The following is a 23,712-nucleotide window of genomic DNA, read 5'->3' as shown; positions in this document are numbered from 1 at the left end:
CACGCAGTCCACGGGGCATTAGCGTGGGACATAGGGCAGGTTCCTTCCGACTCATGAGGCTTCGAACACCTTCATCTTGTCGCCAAGGGACCTGCCCGCCCTACACCCGACCTGGTGTCACCAACCTCATGCCCCGCAACACCTAGGGAAATACGTCGAAGGGGGCGGCGGGGCCCCCGTCGTCCGTCCTAGGCGGACGCGGGCGGGAAGGCACGGCGGGAGGCCAGCGCCTCCTCGAGCTCGGACTGCGCGTCGACGATCGCGCGCCGCACGCCCTGCTGCAGCTCGCCGGCGAGCGCCGCACGGGAGTGCGCGAGGGTCTCGTCGCTGACGAAGCGCGAGGGGTAGGCCATCGACGCCACCCGCGAGAGGGCGTCCTCACCCAGCCAGGCGGTCATCGGCGGGATGTCGGTGAAGTACCGCGACACGTAGGGGGCGACGAGCGTCCGGTCCTGCGGCCCCCAGAAGCCGGCGGCGATCGCGACGAGCTCGTAGTTGCTGCGCTCGCGGTTGGTCGTGAGGTCGGCCCAGGCCGCGGCCTTCGCCTCGGCCGTCGGGATCGCGGCCCGGGCGGTGAGGGCGCCGAGCTGCCCCGTCATCGTCCGGTCCTGCTCGAGGGCCGCGTCGATCTCGGGTGCACCGATGAGACCACGCCGGCTGAGCTGGCCGAGCAGGATCCAGCGGAAGTCAGCATCACCCTCGAGCCCGGCGGGCAGGTCCCGCCCTTCGGCCCACGGGACGAGCCGGCGCTCGACGTCGTCCGTCGTCCGCGCCACGAGTCGCGCGGCGTGCAGCGCCCGGGAGGAGCCCGACTCCGCGTCGGCGAGGACCTGCTCACCGACGGCAGCCATCCGGGCCCGCGCGGCGTCCTGCTCGGCCTCCGGCAGGAGCACCCGGATGACGCGGTTGGTCAGGTGCATGCCGGCGCGGGCGAAGATCGAGTCATTGGTCTCGGTGACGAGTGCGGCCTCGCCGAGGTCGACGAGCAGGCGCGGGTCGACCTGGGCGAGCGCGACCCCGTCGCGCAGACCGACCCACAGGACCGCCCGGGCCTGCTCGTCCGTCATGCGGGGCAGCTGCCCCACGAGCGAGCGAAGGGAGGTCCCGTCGAGGATCGGCGTGGCCCACGTCAGGTCGCCGGCATTGGGCAGCACCAGCTCGGCACCGGTGTCGAGGCCGTCGACGGTCGCCCGGTCGGCGTCGAGGGTGAGCTGGACCCGCGAGGTCTCGGCACCGTCGGTGTAGGTCGCGATGTCGAAGGCGTGCGGTCGGTCCGCGGGGTGCTCCGGCGGTGCGGTGCGGGTGACCGAGCCGTCGCGCCCGACCTCGATCCGGTCGACACCGGCCGTCTCGAGCCAGGCGCGGCTCCAGTCGGCAAGCGGCTGGCCGCTCGCGGCCTCCATCGCGCCGAGGAAGTCGGCGAGCGTGCCGTTGCCGAAGGAGTGGTCGCCGAGGTACTGCCGGATGCCCTCGAGGAAGGCCTCGTCGCCGATGAACTCGATGAGCTGGCGGATGACCGCGGCGCCCTTCGCGTAGGAGATCCCGTCGAAGTTGGCCAGCGCCGACTTCGCGTCCGGGGCGGGCGACCCGGCGACGGGGTGGGTCGAGGGTGCCCGCTCGGCCCCGTAGCCCCAGGACTTGCGCGACATCGTCGAGTCGACCCAGGCCTCCGTGTAGTCGGTGGCCTCGACGAGGCACCGGTGGGCCATGTACTCGGCGAAGGACTCGTTGAGCCACAGGTCGTCCCACCACTTCGGGCTGACGAGGTCGCCGAACCACATGTGCGCCATCTCGTGGCTGATCGTGTTGGCGCGGGTCAGCAGCTCGTCACGCCCGACGGCACCGCGGAAGAGGTAGGCGTCGCGCACGACCACGCAGCCCGGGTTTTCCATCGCGCCCGCATTGAACTCCGGCACGAAGACCTGGTCGTAGTCGTCGAAGGGGTAGCGGATGCCGAAGATCGAGTGGAAGTAGTCAAAGCTGCGCCGCGTGACGTCGAGCATCTCGGGCGCGTGCTCACGCAGCTGCTCCTCGAGGGAGCGCCGGGCCCACAGGCCGAGGCGGATGCCGTCGTGCTCGCCGGTCACCGACACGTACGGGCCCGCGCACAGCGCGACGAAGTAGGTCGACAGCGGGCGGGTCTCGGCGAGGTGCCACACCCCGCCGTCGGCGATCTGCGCCGCGCCGTTGCCGATGACCTGCCACTCCTGCGGCGCCTTGACGCACACCGCGTAGGGCGCCTTGACGTCCGGCTGGTCGATGCAGGCGAAGACGGCCGGCGCCGCGTCGAGGAAGAGGTGGCTGAAGACGTAGTCCTCGCCGTCCGCGGGGTCGGTCGCCCGGTGCAGGCCCTCGCCGTCGTGGCTGTAGGCCATCGTCGCGTCGACCTCGAGGACGTGCTCGCCGGCGGTCACCGCCAGCGGCAACCTCCCTTCGCGAAGGGAGGTGACGTCGAGCTCGACGCCGTCGAGGCGGGCGTGGTGCAGGGTCTCGGGCTTGACGTCGACGAAGGTCTGCCCGTCGGCGGCCGCTGTCAGGTGGATGCGGGTCACCGACCCGAAGGTCGCCGCCCCCCGGTCGAGGTCGAGCTCGACCTCCATCCGGGTCACGGACAGCAGATCGGCGCGGGCGATGGCTTCGTCACGGGTGAGGGAAGGCACGTCTGCATCCTGTCACCCCCGGCGCCGGCACGCTGTGCCACATGGTGGACGCCGGGTCTCCTCCGGTGGCGGGCCTCCGGGGGCAGGTGTCTACTGCTGGGTAACGACAACGATGTCGATCCCCTGGAGGCAGCCATGTCGGACCACCACACCATCGCCGAGCGCGTGGGCACCGGGCCCAGCCGTCGTACCTTCCTCGGGTACGTCATCGCCGGCGCCACCCTCGTCACGGGGGCGGAGATGGGTCTGGGCACCGAGTCGGCCGAGGCGGTCGTGCCCACCCCGCCGCAGCCGGCCGAGATCCTCGACCTCAACGACCTGCTCACCCTGGCGGCCGCCCCGACGTCCGCACTCATCACGGTGACCATCGGCTCCGACGGACGCGCCTCCTTCGCCCTGCCGCGGGCCGAGGTCGGGCAGGGCATCGTCACCTCGACCGCGATGATCATCGCGGAGGAGCTCGACCTGCCCGTCGACCGGGTCAACGTCAGCCTCGCCGAGGCGCGGCCCGAGCTGCTCTTCAACCAGCTGACGGGCGGCTCCAACACGACGATCTCGACGTACACGCCGATCCGCGTCGCCGCGGCCCTGGCCCGGCAGCAGCTGCTGCGGGCCGCCGCGACGGTGCTCGGCACCACCATCGACGCCCTGACCATCAAGGCCGGCATCATCAGCGACGCGCTCGGCAACACGCTGGGCTTCGGCGAGCTCGCGCAGCGCGCCGCGGTCACGAAGACGACCCGGGCCCAGGTCTCGCTCAAGGAGGGCTCGGCGCGCACGGTCGTCGGCACGCCCCAGGGGCGCACCGATGCACGGGCCGCGGTGACGGGGGCCAAGATCTTCGCCATGGACGTCAAGGTCGCCGACGCCCTGCCGACGATGGTCTGTCGCCCACCGACGCACAACGGCCGCCCGGTCGCGCTGCGCAACGCGGCCGAGATCACGGCCATGCCGGGCGTCACGGACGTCGTCAAGATCGCCACGGGCATCGCAGTGCGCGCCCGGACCTTCGGCCAGTGCATCGACGCGATCCAGCGGATGGACGTGGAGTGGGAAGGGGGCCGCCTCGCCGGCGCCTCCGACGCCTCCGTCCTCGCAGGCGTGCGCAAGGCGGAGCTGCCGATGCTCACCCCCGAGGTGTCGGTGCTCGCCAAGAAGGTCGACGCCTCCTTCACCTTCCGCTTCCGCAGCAACTCCTCCCTCGAGCCCAACTGCGCGATCGCCGACGTGCGCTCCGGGTCGGCGACCATCTGGGGCTCCCTGAAGTCGCCGGTCGTCGCCCAGGAAAACATCGCCCTCGAGCTGGGCCTGCCCGTCTCCAAGGTCAAGGTCCACGTCACCCAGGGCGGCGGGTCCTTCGGCCGCAAGCTCTTCCACGACGCGGCCCTCGAGGCCGCGCGCATCTCGAAGGCGATGGGCAAGCCGGTGCGCCTGATGTGGCACCGGGCCGACGAGCCCCGGCAGGGCCGGCTGCACCCCCTGGCGACCTCCCGGGTCCGGGCGGCCTACCTCGGCGGTGACGTCCTCTCCTTCGAGCAGAAGCACACGAGCGTCACGACCGACTTCGGGCACGGGCTGGGCGACATCATCACCAACCACGCGGCGAAGCTGCCGGTCGGGCAGCTGACCTTCGCGCAGACGATCTTCGCCCTGACCCAGGAGCTGCCCTACAACTTCGGCCTGGTGACGCAGTCGCTGACGGAGACGGACGACCGCTTCAACACCGGCAGCATGCGCCAGATCTACTCCCCCGACGTGCGCTGCGCCAACGAGCTGGTCGTCGACGAGCTCGCCCGCCGGATGCGTCTGGACCCGCTGGCCTTCCGGCGCAAGTTCCTCCGGGACAAGCGGGCCGTGGCCGCGCTCGACAAGGTCGCCGAGATCGGTGACTGGGGGCGCGACATGCCGGAGGGGACCGCGCAGGGCATCGCGATCCACAAGGAGTACAAGGGGGCGACGGCCTGCCTCGTCGAGATCGACTGCCGCCCCGAGACGGTCGACCGCAAGATCCGTGACGCGGTGACCGGACCCCGGGTGACCAAGGTCGTCTTCGCCGTCGACGCCGGGCTGGTCATCAACCCGATGGGTCTCGAGGCGCAGATGCTCGGCGGGGTCATGGACGGCATCGGCCTGGCCCTGACGTCGAGCTGCCACCTCGAGGAGGGGCACTTCCTCGAGGCGAGTTGGGACAACTACTTCTACACCCGCCAGTGGAATGTCCCCCCGGAGATCACCGTCGAGATCATGCCCTCGGACTCGAAGCAGCCCGGCGGTGCCGGCGAGGCGGGCGTCGCCTCGAGCTTCGCCGCGATCGCCTGCGCCTACGCCCGGGCCACCGGCCGCATGCCCACGGAGTTCCCCATCAACCACGCCGACCCGGTGACCTTCGAGGTCAAGAGCTTCGTCCCGTCCGTGCCCCAGTCCCCGACCGACGGTCTCGACCACACCCGCTGAGGAGCGCCGCCATGTCCAGTCACACCTTCGTCCTCAACGGCGAGAAGGTCACCGTCGACGTCGAGCCCGGCGTGCGCCTCCTGTGGGTCCTGCGGGACGTCCTCGGCGTCACCGGCCCCAAGTACGGGTGCGGGATCAACGTCTGCAAGGCGTGCACGTCGCACATCAACGGCAAGGCCTTCAACCCCTGCGCCGTGCCGATCGACAAGATCTCGGAGAGCGATGAGATCACGACGATCGAGGGTCTCGCCGACACCGTCGACGACGACCTGCACCCGATGCAGGAGGCGTGGATCGAGCACGACGTCGCGCAGTGCGGCTACTGCCAGCCGGGCCAGATCATGGCCGCGGTCGCCCTCGTGCGCAAGGTGCAGCGGGAGGGCCGCGCGATCACGGAGGCCGACCTCGACACGATCCGCAATGTCTGCCGGTGCGGCACCTACCCGCGCATCCGCGACGCGATCAAGGCCGGCGCCCAGCGCATGTGAGCGCCGGCCCGATCAGCGCTGGTGGTAGCCCCCGACCATCCCCTCGAGCCGCGCGATGCGGTCGGCCATCGGCGGGTGGGTGCTGAAGAGCTTGGACATGTCGCGGGCGCTGAAGGGGTTGGCGATCATCATGTGGCTCGCATTCTGCAGCTGCGGCGTCGGCTCGAGCGGTGCCCGCTGCACGCCCAGCTCGAGCTTGCGCAGGGCCGAGGCCAGGGCGAGCGGGTCGCCGGTCAGCCGGGCGCCGTCCTCGTCGGCGTCGTACTCGCGGGTGCGTGAGATCGCCATCTGGATGATCATCGCCGCGAAGGGGGCCAGCAGCGCCACCGCGATGGCGGCGATCGGGTTGCGGTCGCGTCCGCCGAACCACAGCGCCATGGAGGCGACGGAGGAGACGACGCCGGCGATGGCACCGGCGACCGAGCCGGTGAGGATGTCGCGGTTGTAGACGTGCATGAGCTCGTGGCCGAGGACCCCGCGCAGCTCGCGCTCGTCGAGCAGCTGGAGGATCCCCTCGGTGCAGCACACGGCGGCGTGCTCGGGGTTGCGCCCGGTGGCGAAGGCATTGGGCGCCGCCGTCGGGCTGACGTACAGGCGCGGCATGGGCTGGTTGGCGCGCTGGCTCAGCTCCTGGACGATCCGGTACATCTGCGGGAACTGCTGCGGGTCGGCTGGCACGGCGCGCATCGCCTTGATGGCCAGCTTGTCGGAGTTCCAGTACGTGTAGGCCGTCGTCGCGACACCGAAGAGCGCGAAGAGCCACAGGTAGCGGGCCCCGCCGATGCCGTAGCCGACGAGGAGCAACAAGGAGAAGATGGCGCCGAAGAGCGCTGCGGTCTTCAGCCCGTTGAAGTGGTTGTGCATGTTATCTCCAACGTCGCGACGGGTCAGGTCGTTCCCGCGCCGAGGAGCACGACCGGCGCGAGGGTGGCGGCGAGCAGCACGAGGCCGGTGACGACGGCGACGACCGTGGCGGTGGTGTCGACGTCCTCGGGGGCCCGCGGACCCTCCTCGGGACGCAGCACGAGGGCCACCCACCGCAGGTAGACGGCCAGACCGACGACGGCCGCGACGACGGCGGGCAGGGCGACCCACCACAGCCCCTGGTCGGCGAGAGGACGCAGCGCGAGGAACTTGGCGAGCAGCCCCGCGACGCCCGGCGGCAGCCCGGCGAGGGTGAGCAGCGCGAGCGTGAGCACCGCGGCGTGCAGGGGCCGGCGCCGCAGCAGACCGCGGTCGTCCTCGAGCGTGCGGGGTCCGTCGACGGACAGGGCCGCGACGACCGCCAGCGCGGCGACGACCGCGACGACGTAGACGGCGAGGTAGCCGATGGCGGCGGCCGTGTCGGCGGCGACGAGCGGTGCGAGCACCCAGCCGCCCTGCGTCACGCCGGACCACGCGATGAGCCGAAGGGGGTCGCTCGCCCGCAGGGCGAGCACCGCGCCGAGGAGCATGGAGAGCACGGCGAGCACCGACAGGGCCGGCTGGACGGCGGCATGCACGCTGACGGCACCGCGGACGACGGCCGTGAGACCACCGAGGGCGGCGACCGTCGAGACACTGGCGAGGAGCAGCGTGACCTCGACGCCGGCCCGCGGGTAGGTCGTCGGCGCCCAGGCGTGGAAGGGCACGAGCGAGAGCTTGAAGCCGACGGCCGCGACGAGCAGGACGATGCCGAGGGTGAGGACCGGCCGCAGCAGCTCCTCCTGCCCGGGCGCCCACGATGCGGCCCCGCCGAGCCGGATGCTGCCGGTGGCCGTGACCCACAGGCCGGCGCCGACGACGGCGACGGCGAAGGAGGCGATCGAGGTCGTCACGAGGTTGAGCGCACCGCTGTCGCGGGTGCCTCCCCGCAGGACGGCGAGCGCGACGATCGGCAGCGTGGCCAGCTCGAGCCCGACGAGCCAGGTGCCGAGGTCGTGGGCGACGGCGACGACGGTCGCGCCGGTGACGGTGGCCAGGAGCAGCGCCACCTCGACCCCGGGGTCGGCGTGCGCGCGTCCGTCGGGGCCCTCGGTGGGCAGGCCCCGCGCGCGGGCGAGCAGGGCGAGCACCGCGAGCCCGGCAGCGGCGGCGAGGGTCTGGAGCAGCGCGCCGGGGCCGTCGACCCGCATGAGGCAGTCGCTGGCGACGAGCCCGGGTGGGTCGGCGACGGCCAGCGCCGGATCGTCGGCGAAGCACAGCGTCGCGATCTCACCTCCGCCTGCGGCGCGCAGGCGCAGGACGACGGAGGCCACGAGCGAGAGGGTCAGCGCGAGGGCGCCGACGACGAGGGCCGGCAGGCGGCGGCGGGGGGTGACGGCGTCGACCGCGAGGGCGGCGACGGCACCGAGCGCGGGCGCGAGGACAGGGGCGGCGATGCCGAGGGCCAGCGTGGGCGTGCTCATCGCGTCACCACCCCCGCGAGGGCCGGCTCGGTCACGGCGAGCAGCAGGCCGGGCACGAGCCCGAGGACGACGACGGCCAGGCCGAGCAGGGCGGCCGGCAGCAGGTCGGTGCGGGCGATCTCCCGGGCCCCGTCGGCGCCCGCGTCGCCCTCGCCCCACCACACGGCGCGCAGGACACGGAGGGAGTAGGCGGCACCGAGCGCGGCGCCGATCGCCGCGACGACGGCGCACACGACGAAGACCGTGGCGGGCCGCCCTGCGGCCGGGTCGAGCGCCGCCACGACCGCGACGACCTCACCCCAGAAGCCGGCGAGGCCGGGCAGGCCGAGGCCCGCGGCGAAGCCGAGGACGAGCAGCAGACCCGTGGCGGGAGCGCCCTCCCGCAGGGCGGCCCGGGGGCGACTCAGGTCGTCGTCGCCCCACTGCTGCTTGAGCGCACCGACGAGGAGGAAGAGGAGGGCCGAGATCACGCCGTGCGCGATGTTGGCGTAGAGGGCCGCGGCGACGCCGGTGTCGCTACCGCTCGCGAGCGCGAGGGCGACGAAGCCCATGTGCGCGATCGAGGACCAGGCGACGAGCCGCTTGAGCTCGCGCTCGACGAGGCAGACGAGGCCGCCCCAGACGATGCCGACGACACCGCAGATCGCGAGCACCGGGGCGACGCGGGCGAAGCCCTCGGGGACCGTGGCCAGCGGGAGCCGGACCAGGCCGTAGGTGCCCATCTTGAGCAGCACGGCGGCCAGCAGCATCGACCCGGCCGTCGGCGCCGTGGTGTGGGCGAGCGGCAGCCACGAGTGCAGCGGCCACACGGGCACCTTGACCGCCAGACCGAGGGTGAGCAGCACGGCGACGAGCAGCTGGGTCGTCGAGCCGAGGCCCTGGCCGCCGGTGGCTGCGAGCGCGCCGAGGTCGGCGGTCCCGGCGCGGCTCACGAGCAGCAGCACCCCGAGGAGCATGAGGGTGGAGCCGAGGCCGGTGTAGAGCACGAAGCGGGCCCCGGCCTCGCGGCGGGCCTGCGGGTCGCGATCGTCGCCGAAGCGGGTGATGAGCACCCAGACGGGCACGAGCACCAGCTCGAAGGCGACGACGAAGAGCAGCGCGTCACGCGCGGCGAAGGTGGCGACCGCCCCGGCGAGCGTGAGCATGAGGCACCCGACGAAAGTCGCGGAGCTGCCTCCTCTGGGCTGCTGCGACCACGTGGTCAGGCAGGCGGCCGCGGTGACGCCTGCGGCGAGCACCGCGAGCGGCCCGCTGATGCCGTCGAGGGCGAGGTGGACGCGCAGATCGAGGGTCGGCAGCCACGGGAAGTCGACGACCGCGCCGCTCCCCCACGCGACCCCGACGAGCCCGAGGGTGGCGAGGGCGCCGGCCAGCCCCGCACGGGCGGCGACCCGTCCGGACAGCTCGGTGCCGCCCCCGAGGAGCACGGCCCCCAGGAGCAGCGGCAGGACGCAGGCGAGGCCGATCACGAGGGACCCACCAGGGCGAGGGCGGTGACGAGGCCGAGGAGGAGCAGCCCGCCCCCGAGCAGGGCCAGGCCGGAGGTCGGCCGGCTGCGGCGGTGCCCGGCCGTCCCGGCGTCGGACAGGCCGAGCACGCCCCAGGCCGCGCCGCGGACGTAGGTGTCGAGGACGGCCCGGTCGACGAAGGAGACGAGGCGGCCGGCGGCGGTCACGGGCGTGACGACGAGGACCTGCTGGGCGCGGTCGAGGCCCAGGCCCGCGCCGACGGCACGCCCGACCGGGCCGTCGGCGAGCCGGCCCTGCACGCCGAGGCGCTCGAGGGCGTAGCCGAGGACGATGCCGGCGACGACGAGCAGGAGCACGAGGGCGAAGAGCCCGAGCGGCACGTGCCCGGTCGCGGGCAGTCGGACCCCGAGGGCCAGACCACCGATGGTGCTCGCGACGGCGAGGACGATCAGGACACCGGCGACGGCACCGGGCATGACCGCCCGCGAGCGCACCCGCTCCTGCTCGCCGAGGACGACGAGGAGCAGCACCCGGGTCGCGTAGGCGGCGGTGAGCACGACGGTGAGGAGCAGCGCGGCGAGGACGAGGTGGGCGACCGGCCCCCGCGCGCCGATGTCGTCGCCCACGGCTGCGACGACGTGCTCCTTGGTGAGGCCGCCGAGGACGAGCGGCACCCCGGCGAGGGAGACGAGCCCGGCGGCCCAGGCGACGAGGGCGACGGGGTGGGCCCGGCCGCTGCCGACGAGGGCCCGGGCGGCCGTGGAGCCGCGGGTCGTCGCGAGCCACCCGACGGTGAGGAAGAGCAGCGCCTTGAAGATCGCGTGCCCGTAGAGGTGACCGAGGGCGGCCCCCGCGGTGTGGCCGGCTCCCGCCGCGGCGAGGGGGGCGAGCATGACGCCGACCTGGCTGATCGTCGACCAGGCGAGCACCCGCTTGACGTCGGCCTCGGCGAGGGCGCAGAGGGCGGCGAGCACCATGGTCACCGCGACGGAGAGCCCGAGGAGGGCGCGGGCCGCGTCGGCCCGCAGGAGGAGCGGCAGCAGCTGGGTGAGGACGACGGTGCCGGCCGCGACCATCGTCGCGGCGTGGATCAGGGCGGAGGCCGGGGTCGGGCCCTGCATCGCGTCGAGCAGCCAGTGGTGGAAGGGCAGCTGCGCCGACTTGCCGAGCACCCCGATGACGAGGAGCACGAGCGCGGCCGACCGCGTGCCGGGGTCGGCGGCCGCCGAGGTCCAGTGGTCGACGACGCCGGCGCGGGCGGTGGTGCCGGCGCCGGCGACGAGCACGGCGGTGCCGAGGACCAGCCCGATGTCGGCGACCCGGGTGACGAGGAAGGCGGCGTGCGCTGCGCGCCGGGGCTCGGGGCGACGGGACCAGTGCCCGATGAGCAGCCACGAGCACCAGCCCATGACCTCCCAGCCGACGACGGTGAGCAGCAGGTCGGCGGACAGGATGACGAGGAGCATGGCCGCGCTGAAGAGCGCCACGGTCGCGTGGAAGCTGCCGCGCCGGTCGTCGTCGGCGAGGTACCACGCGGAGTAGACCTGCACGAGCGCGGTGACGAGGGCGACGACGAGGGCGAGGAAGGCGCTCGTCGCCGACAGCGCCACGCCCAGCGGCATGTCGAGCCCCCCGAAGACGTGGCCGGGCCCGGTCGCGAGCTCCTCGGCGAAGGGAGCCCCGCGCGCCCCCGTCGGGGCGCCGGCGAGCGCGACGACCGCGAGGACGAGGGTGGCAGCGCCCCCGGCGACGGCGACGAAGGCGGCCAGGGTGCCCCGTCGGGCGATGCCCAGGGTGAGCGCGGCGGTCAGGCTCGGCAGCGCGAGCAGGGCCCAGGCCGTCATCCGGCGTCCTGTGACAGGTCGATGTGGGCGCGGCGCCGGTAGGCCGCGACGATGACGGCCAGGGCGATGACGACCTCGGCTGCCGCGATGGTGATGACGAAGAGCGTGAGCACCTGGCCGGACCACGTGCCGTCCGCGCCGAGGGCGCCCGCGGTGACGAGGAGCAGGCCGCCGCCGGCGAGCACGAGCTCGGCGCCGACGAGGAAGAGGACGGCGTGGCGGCGGGCGAGCATGCCGTAGAGCCCGAGCGCGACGAGCACGCAGGCGAGCGTGTAGGGGCCGGCGGTGTGGATCATCGCTCCTCCCCCGGCGGGGTCGCGGTGAGGCCGGAGACGGCGAAGGCCCCGACGAGGGCGGCGAGCAGCAGCAGCGAGAGCAGCTCGAAAGGCCACACCCACGTCGAGAAGATCTGACGGGCCAGCTCGTCGGTGCCGCCGGGGCGCAGCTCGGCGCGTGCGGCGGTCGGCAGGAGCACGGAGGCGATGAGGGCGCCGGTGCCCGCGCCGACGAGCGCGGCGAGCACCCGGTGGCCGGGGCCGGTCGAGTGCTCGGTGCGCGGGCCGATGGGTGCCCGGGTCAGCATGAGCGCGACGACGACGAGGACGACGACGGCCCCGACGTAGACGAGCACCTGCACGAGGGCGACGAGCTCGGCGCCGAGCACGAGGTAGCAGCCGGCGAGCCCGAGCAGGGCGACGACGAGCCAGAGTGCCGAGTGGACGACCTGGCGGGTGGTCACCGCGAGCGCGGCGGCGGCAGCGGTCACGAGCCCGGTGGCGGCGAAGGCGAGGTCGAGACCGGTCACCGGCGTCCCCCGCGGGCCGGCTTGTTGGCGGAGGTCACCTCGGGCGCCTCGGCGGCGCCGGGGTCGAGCGGCGGCGGTGCCGGCACGTCGGCCGCCCACTGCCCGAGACGCTCCTTCTCGTGGAGGAGGTCACGGATGTCGGTCTCGGCGTACTCGAACTGCGGGCTCCAGAAGAGGGCGTCGAAGGGGCAGACCTCGATGCAGATGCCGCAGTACATGCACAGCGAGAAGTCGATGGCGAAGCGGTCGAGGACATTGCGCTGACGGGCCCGGCCCCCTTCCTTCGCCGGCGGCACCTCCTCCTTGTGCGAGTCGATGTGGATGCACCAGTCGGGGCACTCGCGGGCGCAGAGCATGCACGAGGTGCAGTTGCTCTCGACGAGGGCGATGACGCCGCGCGAGCGGGCCGGCAGCTCGGGGGCGACGTCGGGGTACTCGGCCGTGTGCGGCCGGGAGAAGAGCTGGCGGGCGGTCGTGACCATGCCGGTGACGAGCCCGGGGACGAAGTCCTTGCTCACGCGGTCACCACCACCCGGACGGCCGTGAGGCCGAGCTGGGCGAGCGCGAGCGGCACGAGCACCGTCCACGCGAGCCGCTGCAGCTGGTCCTCACGCATCCGCGGCCACGAGACCCGCACCCAGATGATGAGCAGCACGACGAGCGCCCCCTTGAGCAGGGTCCACAGCCAGCCGAGCTGGTCGGCGAAGGGCCCCTTCCAGCCCCCGAGCCACAGGATGCCGAAGAGCAGCCCCATGACGACCATCCCGGCGTACTCGGCGAGCATGAAGAAGGCGAAGCGCAGCCCGGTGTACTCGGTCCACGGGCCCATGACGACCTCGCTGTCGGCGATCGGTGCGTCGAAGGGGGGTCGCTGCAGCTCCGCGGTCGCGGCCACGAGGAAGACGACCGCCCCGGGCAGCTGCCACAGCAGCCACCACGGCGACCAGGCCTCGACGACCCCGGCGAGGGAGAGCGTGCCGGCAGCCATGGCGATCGAGGCCACGGACAGGACGAGGGGCAGCTCGTAGGCGAGCAGCTGTGCGGCAGAGCGCATCCCGCCGACGAGGGCGTACTTGTTGGCGCTCGCCCACCCGGCCATGAGGGTGCCGAGCACCCCGACCCCGGTCACGGCGAGCACGAGCAGCAGGCTGCCCGGCACCTCGGCCGCGGCGACCCCGGGGTGGACGGGCAGCAGCGCGATGGCGATGAGGTAGGGCACGAGCGCGACGGCCGGCGCGAGGCGGAAGACGGCCCGGTCCGCGGCCGCGGGGGTGATGTCCTCCTTCTGCACGAACTTCACGCCGTCGGCGACGAGCTGGGCCCAGCCGTGGAATCCGCCGGCGTACATCGGGCCGAGGCGGCCCTGCATGTGCGCCATGACCTTGTGCTCGGCCTGGCCCGCGGCGAGGGGCAGGACGAGCACGGCGGCGAGCGCCGCGAGTGAGCGGAGGGAGATCTCGAGCAGGCTCATGGCGCCCCCACCACACCACACGCTCCCTGAGGAGGTCGCCCGGCGACCGTCTCGAAGGGAGTCATGACTGCCCCCACTCCGGCCCGGGCACGCCGGGCGCGGAGACGCGGCGCCGGCTGGGCGACTTCGCCGAGTGGCCCTCGCCGGGCTCCTTGCCACCCGGCCACGGCCGGGTGGCGCGTGAGGCGAGGACGAAGGACTTGCGCAGCGGCGTGCCCTCGAAGCCATCCGGTAGGAGCAGCGGCCGCAGCCCGAGGCCGGTGCCGTCGGCGAAGCCGTCGAAGTGCTGGCCGAACATCTCGTGCGTCTCGCGCTCGTGCCACGCCGCACCGGCGAAGATCCCGGTGAGGCTGTGCAGGGACTCGCCCAGGGGCACCCGGGTGCGCATGAGCAGGGTCCGCTGGTCCCGCTCGGGGGTCGGGCGCGGGTCGATGAGGTGGCAGACGACGTCGAGGCCGGGGTCATCGGCGCGGTCGCTCTCGTCGACGGCGCTCAGCCAGTCGAAGAAGGTGTAGCCGCGGTCGCGCGCGTCACCGACGGCTCGCAGCCACTCCGGTGGGGAGACGGTGAGGTCCTCCTGGGGCACGTCAGACCCCCTTCGTCGGGCGTCGCAGGAGGCCGCGGCGCACCTCGCCGGCCGCCGCGGACCGGTGGCCGGCGTAGCGGGCGCGCAGCGCCGGGGTCGAGAGCGACTCGGCGGCGATCTTGTCCTGGAGGGTGAGGATCCCGTGGAGCAGCGCCTCGGGGCGCGGCGGGCAGCCGGGGACGTAGACGTCGACGGGGATGAGCTGGTCGACCCCCTTCGTCACGGAGTAGCTGTCCCAGTAGGGGCCGCCGGAGTTGGAGCAGGCGCCGAAGGAGATGACGTACTTCGGCTCGGGCATCTGGTCGTACAGCCGGCGGATCGCCGGCGCCATCTTGTCGGTGACCGTGCCGGAGACGACCATGAGGTCGGCCTGGCGCGGGCCGGGGGCGAAGGGGATGACCCCGAGCCGGATGAAGTCGTGCCGCGCCATCGACGCGGCGATGAACTCGATGGCGCAGCAAGCCAGCCCGAAGTTGAAGACCCACAGCGAGTAGCGCCGGCCCCAGTTGAGGACGACCTTCATCGGGCGCGGGGCATGGGCGCCCACGGCACCCACTCGCGGCATCGGCAGGTCGGTCGTCACGCGGTCACCACCTCAGGTCCACCGCAGCAGCCCGCGGCGCACGGCGTGCACGAGACCCAGCAGGACGACCCCGATGAAGATCGCCACCTCGAGCAGGCTGACGAGCCCGAGGTCGGTGCGCAGCACGAGGGCCCACGGGAAGAGGTAGACCGCGTCGACGGCGAAGACGACGTAGAGGAAGGCGTAGGCGAGGTAGCGCACCCGGGTCTGGGCCCAGTCCTGCCCGACGGGGTCGACACCGGACTCATAGGTCGTCAGCTTGGCGCGGGTGGGGGCCGCAGGGGCGATGAGGCGACGGGCGGTGTAGGCCGCGACGACGAGCAGCACGCCCACGACGAGCGTGCCGGCGACGACGAGGTAACCATCCACGCCCCGCACCCTATCCGCGCCGCCCGCCGAATCGGCGCCGGCAAGGCCACCACGGCGAGGCCCGATCCTCTAGGTTGCGACCCACCAGGTGGGCAACTTCGCCTACCGACCACGGGAGGAAAGACACGTGCGATCACGTACAGCAGCCGCCACCGCGGCCGCCGCGACCGCTGCCCTGGCACTCGCCACCGTCGCCACGGGCCCGAGCCACGCGGAGGAACCCACCGCGTCGGACCGGATGACCACCGCAGTCACCGTCGAGGGGGTCACCGAGCACCTGCAGGCCCTGCAGGACATCGCCGACGCCAACGACGGCAACCGCGGCGCCGGCACCTCGGGCTACGAGGCGAGCGCCGCCTACGTCGAGGAGACCCTCGAGGAGGCCGGCTACACGACGCAGCGGCAGGAGTTCTCCTTCGTCTACGAGGAGGTCCACGAGGACAGCCTGACGGAGGTCACCCCCGACGCGCGGACCGTCGAGGCGGTCCCGATGTCGTACAGCCAGCCGACCCCCGACGAGGGCGTCTCCGCCGAGCTCGTCGCGCCGAGCACCGCCACCGGCTGCACCGCCGACGAGTACGACGGGGTCGACGCCACCGACAAGATCGCCATCGTCGAGCGCGGCGTGTGCCCCTTCGGCGACAAGGCCATCGCGGCCAAGGCCGCCGGCGCTGACGCCGTGATCATCGCCAACAACACCGACGGCGTGCTCAACGGCACTCTCGGCGGCGTCGACGAGGACGGCGTCCCGGCCACCGGCATCACCCAGTCCGAGGGCGCGGCCCTGCTCGCCAAGATGGAGAGCGGTCCGGTGACGATGAAGCTCGTGCTCACCAAGACGATGGAGGAGCGCCAGACCTTCAACGTCATCGCGGAGACCGACGAGGGCAGCAGCGACGACGTCGTCATGGTCGGCGCCCACCTCGACAGCGTCCACGACGGCGCGGGGATCAACGACAACGGCTCCGGCACGGCGGCGATCCTCGAGACCGCGGTCCAGCTCAAGGCGGTCGGCGGCCAGCACCGCAACAAGGTGCGCTTCGCCTTCTGGGGCGCCGAGGAGCTCGGCCTGCTCGGCTCCGACCACTACGTCGCCGACCTGCAGGCCAACGACCCGCAGGGGCTGGAGAGCATCTCCTCCTACCTCAACTTCGACATGGTGGGCTCGCCCAACCACATCATCGGTGTCTACGACGCCGACCAGTCGACCTACGAGGCCCCGGTCGAGGTGCCCGAGGGCTCCGCCGACATCGAGGCCGTCCTCACCGACTACTTCGACGGCATCGACCAGGCCTGGGTCGACACCGAGTTCTCCGGGCGCAGCGACTACTCCGCCTTCATCGCGGCCGGCATCCCGGCCTCCGGTCTCTTCACCGGGGCCGACGGGATCAAGACGCAGGAGGAGGTGGCGCTCTTCGGTGGCACCGCGGGGATCCAGCACGACCCCAACTACCACACGCCGCAGGACGACATCGACAACATCAACAGCGAGGCGCTCGACGTCAACAGCGACGCCATCGCCCACGCGACGATCACCCTCGCCGAGCCGGTCGTCGAGGACCCCGGCACCGACGAGCCGGGCACCGACGAGCCGGGCACCGACGAGCCCGGCACCGGCGAGCCCGGCACCGGCGAGCCGGGCACGGAGGTGCCGGAGCGTCCCGACGTCGTCCAGACCGACGGCACCGGCACGGGTGGCGGCGCGGCCGGCGCCCTGCTGCTCGCCGCGCTCGGCGCGGGCGGCGTCCTCGTGGCCCGACGGCGGGCGCTGCAGGACTGACCCGGTCGCAGCACGGGCGAAGGGGGACGGCGCGGCCGTCCCCCTTCGTCGTGCCGGGGTGGGGCTGGCCCCACCGCGACCCGGCGGCGCACCGCATGGTCCCGGCACCCTCCGAGCGGGCAGAGTTGACCCCGACACCACAGGAGGCACCCATGACCGAGCACCCGCAGACCCCGCCCCAGCAGGGGGCGCCCTACACCCCGCAGCCGCTCTCGCCGACCGAGGAGCGCAACCTCGGGTTGATCGCCCACCTCGTGCCCGCGGTCCTGCTGCCGCTGAGCGCCGGCACCCTGGGCTTCCTCGGGTCGCTCGTCATCTACCTCATGTACAAGGACCGCGGGCCCTTCGTCCGCCAGCACGCGGCCAACAGCCTCAACGTGCAGATCATCACCGCGATCCTGCTGCTGGCCTCGACCGTGCTGATGATCGTCTTCATCGGCTTCCTGAGCTACGGTCTCGTCATCGTCGTCGCGACCGTCATCCACGTCATCGGCGCGGTCAAGGCCAACAACGGCGAGTGGTGGACCCCACCGCTCACCCCGCAGCTGGTGAAGTGACCGCGAGCGCGACCGGGGTCGTCGTCGCCGGGCACGGCGTCGCCTCCGGCCGGGCGGGCGACTCCCCCTTCGCCGCCGGGACGATCGAGCTCCAGGCACCGCACTTCCGGGCGCGGGGTCTGGAGCTCTCGGCGTACCTGCTCGCGACGGTCAACGTCGACCTCGCGCCGTGGCGGCTGGTCCTGCGGCAGCCGCGGTGGACCTTCGCCGACGTCGAGTGGACCCGGGTGCACCCGCCGGAGACCTTTTCCTTCGTCGAGTGCACGGTGACCCGTGCCGGCGCCGCCGTCGACGGGCTCGTCTACCACCCGCACCCGGAGACCAAGCCGATGCACCACCAGCCGTCGACGGTCGTCGAGCTGCTGCTGCCGCACCTGCCGGGGCTGACGCCGGGCGAGACCCTCACGCTGCAGGTCGACCCGCGTCAGGCCGTGCTCACCGACCGGTGACGAGCACCTCGGTCAGCTCGGCATCGACCCGGCGGCTCCGGACCCCCTTCGGCGTGGGTCCGGAGCCTTCGTCCATAACGTGACGTTATCCATCTCATAACGTGACCGACTGAAATCGGAAGGCAGGTCCGCCTTACCATGGACGGACGCCCCGGGGGACCCCGCGGCACGACCGACCTGCAAGGGGCACGACCACCCACCATGAGCAGCACAGCGACAGCCCAGGCCAAGGACCGCGTCATCATCCGCTTCGCCGGTGACTCCGGTGACGGCATGCAGATGACGGGAGACCGGTTCACCGCCGACAGCGCCGCGCTGGGCAACGACCTGTCGACCCTGCCGAACTTCCCCGCGGAGATCCGCGCCCCCCAGGGCACGATCCCGGGCGTCAGCTCCTTCCAGCTGCACTTCGCCAGCTGGGACATCCTCACCCCGGGCGACGCCCCCGACGTGCTCGTCGCGATGAACCCCGCGGCCCTCAAGGCCAATCTCGCCGACGTGCCCCGCGGCGCGACGATCATCGTCAACACCGACGAGTTCACCACGCGCAACCTCAAGAAGGTCGGCTGGACCACCAGCCCGGTCGACGACGACACCCTCGAGTCCTGGCACGTCCACGCCCTGCCCCTGACGTCGATCACCGTCGAGGCGCTCGCCGACTTCGACTCGCTGACGCGCAAGGAGAAGGAGCGGGCGAAGAACATGTTCGCCCTCGGCCTGCTGTCGTGGATGTACTCGCGCCCGACGAGCGCGACCGAGGACTTCCTCACCTCGAAGTTCGGCGCCAAGCCCGACATCCTCGCCGCCAACCTCGCCGCCCTGCGCGCCGGCTGGAACTACGGCGAGACGACCGAGGACTTCGCCGTCCCCTTCACCGTCGCAGCCGCACCCACCCCGCCCGGCACCTACCGCAACATCACCGGCAACACCGCACTCTCCCTCGGCCTCGTCGCCGGTGCGCACCGCGCCGGCCGCCCGCTCGTGCTCGGCTCCTACCCGATCACTCCTGCGAGCGACATCCTCCACGCCCTCTCCGGCTTCAAGCGCCACGGCGTGACGACCGTGCAGGCCGAGGACGAGATCGCCGGCATCGGCGTCGCGCTCGGCGCCTCCTTCGGCGGCGCGGTCGGGGTGACGACGACGTCCGGCCCGGGCGTCGCGTTGAAGTCGGAGACGATCGGCCTGGCCGTGAGCCTCGAGCTGCCGCTCGTCATCGTCGACGTCCAGCGCGGCGGGCCCTCGACCGGCCTGCCGACCAAGACCGAGCAGTCCGACCTGCTGCAGGCGATGTTCGGCCGCAACGGCGAGTCGCCCGTGCCGATCATCGCCCCGCAGACCTCGGCCGACTGCTTCGACGCGGCCCTGGAGGCCGTGCGGATCGCGACGGTCTACCGCACCCCCGTCTTCGTGCTCTCCGACGGCTACCTGGCCAACGGTTCCGAGCCCTGGCAGGTGCCGCAGGTCGCGGACCTGCCGAGCTTCCCCGCCGAGCTGGCCACCGAGCCCAATGCCACGGACGCGAAGGGCAATCCCACCTTCCACCCCTACGTCCGGGACGAGGCGACGCTGGCCCGCCCGTGGGCGGTGCCCGGCACGCCCGGTCTCGAGCACCGCATCGGTGGCATCGAGAAGGACGCCGTCACCGGCAACATCTCCTACGACCCCGACAACCACGACCTCATGGTCCGCACCCGCCAGGCCAAGGTCGACAAGATCGCCGACTCCATCGGCGACCTCGAGGTCGACGACCCGAGCGGCGAGGCCAAGGTCCTCGTCCTCGGCTGGGGCTCGACCTACGGGCCCAACCTCGCGGCGGTGCGCCGCCTGCGCTCGGCCGGCAAGGCCGTCGCCCACGCGCACCTGCGCCACCTGAACCCCTTCCCGGCCAACACCGGCGAGGTCCTCGCCCGCTACGACCGCGTCATCGTCCCCGAGATGAACCTCGGGCAGCTGGCGATGCTGCTGCGCGCGAAGTACCTCGTCGACGTCCGGTCCCACACCTCGGTCCGCGGCCTGCCCTTCAAGGTCGCCGACCTGGCCGAGGTCATCGACGCAGCCCTCCAGGAGGTCTGAGCATGAGCATCGATCTCGGCATCCCCACGGTCGCCTCCGGCACGGACGGCGTCCCCACCCTCCCCGAGGGCGAGAAGCAGACCCGCAAGGACTTCGCCTCCGACCAGGAGGTGCGCTGGTGCCCGGGGTGCGGCGACTACGCCATCCTCGCGGCCGTCCAGGGCTTCCTGCCCGAGCTGGGCCTGCGCAAGGAAAACATCACCTTCGTCTCCGGCATCGGCTGCTCCTCGCGGTTCCCGTACTACCTCGACACGTACGGCATGCACTCGATCCACGGTCGCGCGCCGGCGATCGCGACGGGTCTGGCGACGAGCCGCCCCGACCTGTCCGTGTGGGTCGTGACGGGTGACGGCGACGCCCTCTCGATCGGTGGCAACCACCTCATCCACGCGATGCGGCGCAACGTCAACATGACGATCCTGCTCTTCAACAACCGCATCTACGGCCTGACCAAGGGGCAGTACAGCCCGACCTCGCAGCCGGGCCTGGTGACGAAGTCCTCGCCGATGGGCAGCGTCGACGCCCCCTTCAACCCGATCTCGCTCGCGCTCGGCGCGGAGGGCACCTTCGTCGCGCGGACGATGGACTCCGACCGCAAGCACCTCACCGAGGTGCTCAAGGCGGCGGCCGCCCACCGCGGCACGTCGATCGTCGAGATCTACCAGAACTGCCCGATCTTCAACGACGGCGCCTTCGAGCTCATCAAGGACGTCGAGCAGCAGAAGGCACGCCTGGTCCACCTGCGCGACGGCGAGCCCGTCGCCATCGGTGACGAGGGCGAGCGCGAGCTGCTGGTCCGTGGCGAAGGGGGGTCCGTCCGCTTCGTGCCGGAGGCCGAGGTCGCCGGCCAGGGCCTCGCCGACCACGTCGTCGTCCACGACGTGACGCTCTCCGACCCGAGCCAGGCCTTCTCGATCAGCCGGCTCGACTCCGAGTCGATGACGCACGTGCCGATGGGCATCTTCCGCGCGGTCGAGCGCCCCACCTACGACGACCAGACCCGCGCCCAGGTCGAGTCGGCGGTCGACCTCGCCGGCGGCCCGGCCACCGACGACGACCTCCAGTCCCTGCTCCACGGCAAGGACACCTGGACCGTCGAGTGACCCCGCGCGCATTTCCCTAGGGAAATACGGACCCAGGGCGCATTTCCCTAGGGAAATACGGACCCAGGGCGCATTTCCCTAGGGAGATGCGCGGTCAGGGGCCGAGCACGCGGTCCAGGTAGTCGTTGGTCAGGACCCGCTCGGGGTCCAGCCGGTCCCGCAGGGCGACGAAGTCGCCGTGACGCGGGTAGAGGTCGGCGAGCTGCTCGGCGCCCAGGCCGTGCACCTTGCCCCAGTGCGGGCGGGCGGCGTGCGCTGCCACGATCTCCTCGAAGGCCGCGAAGTAGGCCCGGTGGTCACCCCGGTGGTACTGGTGCACCGCGACATAGGCATTGGCCCGCTCGTACCCCGTCGACAGCCACATGTCGTCGGGCGCGGCCACCCGCACCTCGACGGGGAAGCTGATCGGCTCGCGGTGCCGCTCGACCCAGGCGACGAGGTCGGTGAGCACGTCGGCGACGGCCTCGCGCGGCACGGCGTACTCCGACTCGACGAAGCGCACCGTCCGCGGCGTCACGAAGACCTCGTGCGAGGGCGCCGTGTACGACCGCTCGGTGAGCGCCCGGGCCGCGACCGCGTTGAAGGGCAGCACCGCCCGCGGCACCGCGGTGAGCACCCGGTTGGCCGCGCCGAAGACGGTGTTGGACAGCAGCTCGTCGTCGAGGCGACGCCGCCAGGGGGCGAGCGGCTCGTCGACGTCGTCGGCGACGAGGTCGTTGGCCTTGGTCTGCACCCGCCGCGTCCCGGGGAACCAGTAGAGCTCGAAGTGCCGGTGGGCGTCGAAGTGCTCCTGGATGCGCGGCAGCACCGCGTCGAGCGAGTCCGGCCGCTCGACCGCCCGCAGGCGGTAGGCCGGCAGGCAGGCCAGCTCGATCTCGGTGACCACCCCGAGGGCCCCGAGGCCGACGCGGGCCGCGCCGAAGAGCTCGGGGTCGCTCTCGTCGACCCAGCGGCTCGCGCCGTCGGGGGTGACGAGGCGCAGACCGACGATGCCGGCGGACAGCCCCGGCAGGGTGGCCCCGGTGCCGTGCGTGCCGGTCGAGGTGGCCCCGGCGAGGGTCTGGGCGTCGATGTCGCCGAGGTTGGGCATGGCCAGCCCCAGCAGGTCGAGGGCCCGGTTGAGGACGCGAAGGGGGGTCCCCGCCAGCACCCGCACGCGGCCGGTGGCCCGGTCGGCGGCGATGATGCCGCTCAGGTGCCTCAGGCTCAGCCGGGTGTCGCCGGCCTGCGCGATGGGCGTGAAGGAGTGCCCGCTGCCGACGGGGCGGATCCGCCGCCCGGCTGCGGCGCTCGAGTGCACCATCTCGACGAGCTCGTCCTGGGTGCGCGGGCTGAGCACGGCCGCCGAGTCGGTGACATTGCCCGCCCAGTTCGACCAGCTGGCGCTGTGGCGGCCGGTCATCCGAAGGTCCTTCCCTCGCCGCGGTAGGTCGGGACGACGTCGACGACCTCGTCCCCGCTGATGACGACGTACTCGTCGAAGCGCTCGGCGAGCTCGCCCGCCTTGGCGTGCCGCCACCACACGCGATCACCGATCGCGAGGTCACGAGCGGCCTTGCCCCGCAGGGGAGTCTGCACCTCACCTGCACCCTCGGTGCCGATGAGTCGCAGGCCCTCCGGGTGGTGCACCGACGGGACCCTCGAGTCCCCGGCCGGCCCCGAGGCGATGTAGCCGCCGGAGAAGCAGGTGACGACGTCGGCCGCCGGGCGCCGCACGACGGGCAGGGCGAAGGCCACCGCGGGGTGCGGGGTGAAGGCGTCGTAGCCGTCGAAGAGCGTCGGCCCGATGAGCCCGGACCCCGCGGCCAGCTCGGTGAGCGAGGGGTCGGCCCCTGCCACCTCGAGCGAGCCGGTGCCACCGCCGTTGACGATCTCCAGCGGGCCGACGACGGACTCGACGGCCGAGCGCACCCGACCGCGACGGCGTCGCAGCGAGGCATCGCTGCGTGCCTTGACGAGCCGGACCGCCGGCGAGCTGTCGGGCAGCCCGGCGATCTGGGCGTCGTAGAACATCACGCCGACGACGGCGAAGCCGGCCGCCCACGCGGCCTGCGCGACCTTCGCCGCGGCCCGCGGGCTGCGCGTGGGGCTCCGCCGCACCCCGAGGTGGACCGGGCCGATACGCAGGGAGGCGTCGACGTCGACGACGACGCGCAGCGGGACCCCCTTCGGCAGCCAGCGGCGCAGCGCGTCGACGTGCTCCAGCGAGTCGACGACGACGGAGACCTGGGTCAGAGCATGCTCGTCCGCGGCCAGCCGGTCCAGCGCCTCCCGGTCGGTCGTCGGGTAGGCGACGAAGACATCACGCACGCCCTCGCCCACGAGCCACAGCGCCTCGGGAAGGGCGTAGGACATCACCCCCGCGAAGCCCTCGCGGCGGGCCAGCGCCCGCTCGAGCAGGTACCGCACCCGGATCGACTTGCTCGCCACCCGGATCGGCCGGCCGGCAGCCCGCCGCACGAGGTCGGCGGCATTGGCGTCGAAGGCATCGAGGTCGACGACGGCGAAGGGGGCCGACCGCCCGGCCGTCGCCCGGTCCCACACAGCAGCTCTGCTCACGCCATTGATGTTACCCGCAGGTCACTACATGTGACATTCGGGTGAGCGTCACCTGCACGCCACCTCGGCGACGCC

The 23,712-nt window shown here is 72.8% G+C and carries 21 protein-coding genes; 7 read left to right on the top strand and 14 right to left on the bottom strand.

Going from position 1 to position 23,712, the window contains the following annotated elements; translation table 11 throughout:
* Nucleotides 1-188 precede the first annotated feature (188 nt).
* A complete protein-coding gene (pepN, locus tag AB4Y78_RS12560) occupies nt 189-2,660 on the bottom strand; it encodes an aminopeptidase N (protein WP_265230895.1) in 2,472 nt (823 codons plus the stop codon).
* Nucleotides 2,661-2,795: 135 nt separating this feature from the next.
* Between pepN and AB4Y78_RS12555 the strand changes: the two genes are divergently transcribed.
* On the top strand, nt 2,796-5,114 hold the full coding sequence (locus AB4Y78_RS12555; RefSeq protein ID WP_441715395.1) for a molybdopterin cofactor-binding domain-containing protein: 2,319 nt from the start codon (nt 2,796-2,798) through the stop codon (nt 5,112-5,114).
* A gap of 11 nt (nt 5,115-5,125) precedes the next feature.
* Nucleotides 5,126-5,602 carry a (2Fe-2S)-binding protein gene (locus AB4Y78_RS12550; RefSeq protein ID WP_265230890.1) on the top strand — a complete coding sequence of 159 codons (477 nt, stop codon included), beginning with the start codon at nt 5,126-5,128 and terminating at the stop codon, nt 5,600-5,602.
* A 12-nt stretch (nt 5,603-5,614) separates the two neighbouring features.
* Here the strand turns inward: AB4Y78_RS12550 and htpX are convergent, their stop codons facing one another.
* The 11 genes from htpX to AB4Y78_RS12495 all read right to left on the bottom strand — a co-directional run bounded on the left by htpX (nt 5,615) and on the right by AB4Y78_RS12495 (nt 15,116).
* The gene (gene htpX, locus AB4Y78_RS12545) at nt 5,615-6,466 is read right to left on the bottom strand and encodes a zinc metalloprotease HtpX (protein WP_259910410.1); all 852 of its coding nucleotides are present in this window, start codon (nt 6,464-6,466) and stop codon (nt 5,615-5,617) included.
* A 23-nt stretch (nt 6,467-6,489) separates the two neighbouring features.
* Entirely contained in the window at nt 6,490-7,989 is a 1,500-nt protein-coding gene (locus AB4Y78_RS12540; RefSeq protein ID WP_441715393.1) for a proton-conducting transporter transmembrane domain-containing protein, read from the bottom strand.
* Nucleotides 7,986-9,458, bottom strand: coding sequence for a complex I subunit 4 family protein (locus AB4Y78_RS12535; RefSeq protein ID WP_441715391.1), 1,473 nt, complete (start codon nt 9,456-9,458; stop codon nt 7,986-7,988). The genes AB4Y78_RS12540 and AB4Y78_RS12535 overlap by 4 nt, the downstream gene beginning before the upstream one ends.
* Complete coding sequence (locus AB4Y78_RS12530; protein WP_441715389.1) at nt 9,455-11,302, bottom strand: NADH-quinone oxidoreductase subunit 5 family protein; 1,848 nt, start codon at nt 11,300-11,302, stop codon at nt 9,455-9,457. The genes AB4Y78_RS12535 and AB4Y78_RS12530 overlap by 4 nt, the downstream gene beginning before the upstream one ends.
* Nucleotides 11,299-11,598, bottom strand: coding sequence for an NADH-quinone oxidoreductase subunit NuoK (gene nuoK, locus AB4Y78_RS12525; RefSeq protein ID WP_007925622.1), 300 nt, complete (start codon nt 11,596-11,598; stop codon nt 11,299-11,301). Before nuoK ends, AB4Y78_RS12530 begins: the two co-directional genes overlap by 4 nt.
* Nucleotides 11,595-12,107, bottom strand: a complete 513-nt coding sequence (locus AB4Y78_RS12520; RefSeq protein WP_007925620.1) for an NADH-quinone oxidoreductase subunit J family protein — start codon at nt 12,105-12,107, stop codon at nt 11,595-11,597. The genes nuoK and AB4Y78_RS12520 overlap by 4 nt, the downstream gene beginning before the upstream one ends.
* Entirely contained in the window at nt 12,104-12,625 is a 522-nt protein-coding gene (locus AB4Y78_RS12515) for a 4Fe-4S binding protein (protein ID WP_441715386.1), read from the bottom strand. Before AB4Y78_RS12515 ends, AB4Y78_RS12520 begins: the two co-directional genes overlap by 4 nt.
* Entirely contained in the window at nt 12,622-13,578 is a 957-nt protein-coding gene (nuoH, locus tag AB4Y78_RS12510) for an NADH-quinone oxidoreductase subunit NuoH (protein ID WP_441715384.1), read from the bottom strand. The genes AB4Y78_RS12515 and nuoH overlap by 4 nt, the downstream gene beginning before the upstream one ends.
* A gap of 61 nt (nt 13,579-13,639) precedes the next feature.
* The gene (locus AB4Y78_RS12505; protein WP_007925615.1) at nt 13,640-14,164 is read right to left on the bottom strand and encodes an NADH-quinone oxidoreductase subunit C; all 525 of its coding nucleotides are present in this window, start codon (nt 14,162-14,164) and stop codon (nt 13,640-13,642) included.
* Between the two features lies 1 nt (nt 14,165).
* Nucleotides 14,166-14,729, bottom strand: a complete 564-nt coding sequence (locus AB4Y78_RS12500) for an NADH-quinone oxidoreductase subunit B (protein ID WP_051987866.1) — start codon at nt 14,727-14,729, stop codon at nt 14,166-14,168.
* Between the two features lie 30 nt (nt 14,730-14,759).
* Nucleotides 14,760-15,116, bottom strand: a complete 357-nt coding sequence (locus tag AB4Y78_RS12495) for an NADH-quinone oxidoreductase subunit A (protein ID WP_007925610.1) — start codon at nt 15,114-15,116, stop codon at nt 14,760-14,762.
* A 127-nt stretch (nt 15,117-15,243) separates the two neighbouring features.
* Between AB4Y78_RS12495 and AB4Y78_RS12490 the strand changes: the two genes are divergently transcribed.
* The 5 genes from AB4Y78_RS12490 (at nt 15,244) to AB4Y78_RS12470 (ending at nt 21,078) form a co-directional block, all read left to right on the top strand.
* Nucleotides 15,244-16,896, top strand: coding sequence for a M20/M25/M40 family metallo-hydrolase (locus AB4Y78_RS12490; protein WP_441715382.1), 1,653 nt, complete (start codon nt 15,244-15,246; stop codon nt 16,894-16,896).
* Between the two features lie 152 nt (nt 16,897-17,048).
* The gene (locus AB4Y78_RS12485) at nt 17,049-17,453 is read left to right on the top strand and encodes a DUF4870 domain-containing protein (RefSeq protein ID WP_441715380.1); all 405 of its coding nucleotides are present in this window, start codon (nt 17,049-17,051) and stop codon (nt 17,451-17,453) included.
* On the top strand, nt 17,450-17,902 hold the full coding sequence (locus tag AB4Y78_RS12480) for a hypothetical protein (protein WP_259910432.1): 453 nt from the start codon (nt 17,450-17,452) through the stop codon (nt 17,900-17,902). The genes AB4Y78_RS12485 and AB4Y78_RS12480 overlap by 4 nt, the downstream gene beginning before the upstream one ends.
* A 201-nt stretch (nt 17,903-18,103) precedes the next feature.
* On the top strand, nt 18,104-19,975 hold the full coding sequence (locus tag AB4Y78_RS12475; RefSeq protein WP_007925606.1) for a 2-oxoacid:acceptor oxidoreductase subunit alpha: 1,872 nt from the start codon (nt 18,104-18,106) through the stop codon (nt 19,973-19,975).
* A 2-nt stretch (nt 19,976-19,977) separates the two neighbouring features.
* Nucleotides 19,978-21,078, top strand: a complete 1,101-nt coding sequence (locus AB4Y78_RS12470; protein WP_441715377.1) for a 2-oxoacid:ferredoxin oxidoreductase subunit beta — start codon at nt 19,978-19,980, stop codon at nt 21,076-21,078.
* A gap of 94 nt (nt 21,079-21,172) precedes the next feature.
* Here AB4Y78_RS12470 and AB4Y78_RS12465 read toward each other — a convergent pair whose 3' ends face one another.
* Together AB4Y78_RS12465 and AB4Y78_RS12460 are read right to left on the bottom strand one after the other, a co-directional pair.
* Nucleotides 21,173-22,480 (bottom strand): D-arabinono-1,4-lactone oxidase, encoded by a 1,308-nt coding sequence (locus AB4Y78_RS12465; protein WP_441715375.1) that lies wholly within the window; start codon nt 22,478-22,480, stop codon nt 21,173-21,175.
* Entirely contained in the window at nt 22,477-23,637 is a 1,161-nt protein-coding gene (locus tag AB4Y78_RS12460; RefSeq protein ID WP_441715373.1) for an alanine racemase, read from the bottom strand. Before AB4Y78_RS12460 ends, AB4Y78_RS12465 begins: the two co-directional genes overlap by 4 nt.
* Nucleotides 23,638-23,712: the final 75 nt, after the last annotated feature.

It is taken from the genome of Janibacter sp. RAF52 (genome assembly GCF_052114035.1).
In the GTDB taxonomy this organism is placed as follows: domain Bacteria; phylum Actinomycetota; class Actinomycetes; order Actinomycetales; family Dermatophilaceae; genus Janibacter; species Janibacter hoylei.
The sequence above is the reverse complement of the archived record's forward strand: the minus strand, read 5'-3'. Positions and strand labels throughout refer to the sequence as shown.

Excerpts from the sequence above, each read along its gene's own strand:
- AB4Y78_RS12555 (WP_441715395.1), top strand. The coding sequence starts at position 2,796 with ATGTCGGACCACCACACCATCGCCGAGCGCGTGGGCACCGGGCCCAGC.
- AB4Y78_RS12550 (WP_265230890.1), top strand. The coding sequence starts at position 5,126 with ATGTCCAGTCACACCTTCGTCCTCAACGGCGAGAAGGTCACCGTCGAC.
- htpX (WP_259910410.1), bottom strand. The coding sequence starts at position 6,466 with ATGCACAACCACTTCAACGGGCTGAAGACCGCAGCGCTCTTCGGCGCC.
- AB4Y78_RS12540 (WP_441715393.1), bottom strand. The coding sequence starts at position 7,989 with ATGAGCACGCCCACGCTGGCCCTCGGCATCGCCGCCCCTGTCCTCGCG.
- AB4Y78_RS12530 (WP_441715389.1), bottom strand. The coding sequence starts at position 11,302 with ATGACGGCCTGGGCCCTGCTCGCGCTGCCGAGCCTGACCGCCGCGCTC.
- nuoK (WP_007925622.1), bottom strand. The coding sequence starts at position 11,598 with ATGATCCACACCGCCGGCCCCTACACGCTCGCCTGCGTGCTCGTCGCG.
- nuoH (WP_441715384.1), bottom strand. The coding sequence starts at position 13,578 with ATGAGCCTGCTCGAGATCTCCCTCCGCTCACTCGCGGCGCTCGCCGCC.
- AB4Y78_RS12500 (WP_051987866.1), bottom strand. The coding sequence starts at position 14,729 with ATGCCGCGAGTGGGTGCCGTGGGCGCCCATGCCCCGCGCCCGATGAAG.
- AB4Y78_RS12485 (WP_441715380.1), top strand. The coding sequence starts at position 17,049 with ATGACCGAGCACCCGCAGACCCCGCCCCAGCAGGGGGCGCCCTACACC.
- AB4Y78_RS12475 (WP_007925606.1), top strand. The coding sequence starts at position 18,104 with ATGAGCAGCACAGCGACAGCCCAGGCCAAGGACCGCGTCATCATCCGC.
- AB4Y78_RS12470 (WP_441715377.1), top strand. The coding sequence starts at position 19,978 with ATGAGCATCGATCTCGGCATCCCCACGGTCGCCTCCGGCACGGACGGC.
- AB4Y78_RS12465 (WP_441715375.1), bottom strand. The coding sequence starts at position 22,480 with ATGACCGGCCGCCACAGCGCCAGCTGGTCGAACTGGGCGGGCAATGTC.